The sequence below is a fragment of the Mesorhizobium sp. M5C.F.Ca.IN.020.32.2.1 genome (assembly GCF_004023105.1).
Lineage (GTDB): Bacteria > Pseudomonadota > Alphaproteobacteria > Rhizobiales > Rhizobiaceae > Mesorhizobium > Mesorhizobium wenxiniae.
Window position 1 is genome coordinate 1 of sequence record NZ_RZSX01001593.1, and the last position, 567, is coordinate 567.

General features: G+C 61.9%; 1 protein-coding gene. It reads left to right on the forward strand.

Translation table 11 applies throughout. From position 1 onward, the window contains the following. Positions 1–111 precede the first annotated feature (111 nt). Positions 112–567: DUF1194 domain-containing protein (locus EOA86_RS37645; RefSeq protein ID WP_128345890.1), on the forward strand; the 456-nt coding region annotated here is incomplete at its 3' end.

Genomic DNA, 567 nt, shown 5'->3' on the forward strand with positions numbered 1-567 from the left:
GTTTGTATGCATGTCTTTACCCCAAACCGCTGCACACTTTTGGCGACATGCATTAGCCCGGCGCTGGGCTTTTCGCTTTGTGGCGCGACGATTATCGCTTACCTTGCTGCAATGTCTGCTTTTCCCCACGCAAGACATCTCCTTTCAGGCGCCGCTGCACTGGCGCTGATGCTGGGGCTGGCGCCGGAATCCCGCGCCGCCGAACCCGTCGATATCGAACTGGTGCTGGCGGTTGACGTTTCGCTGTCGATGTCACCGGCGGAGCTCGAAATTCAGCGTCGCGGTTATGTCGCGGCGCTGACGCACGACACGGTACTGCAGGCGATAGCCGATGGCGCCTATGGCAAGATTGCCGTCACCTATGTCGAATGGGCCGGCACGACCTGGCAGCACGTCATCGTGCCGTGGACGGTGATCGCCAATCGTGCCGACGCCGAGCGGGTGGTCGAACAGCTCGCCGCCCATGCGCCCAACAGCGCACGGCGCACCTCGATTTCCGGTGCCTTGCAATTCGGCAGCGATCTCTTCGCCGAAAGCGGCTTTCAGGGCGTCAAGCGCGTCATCGAC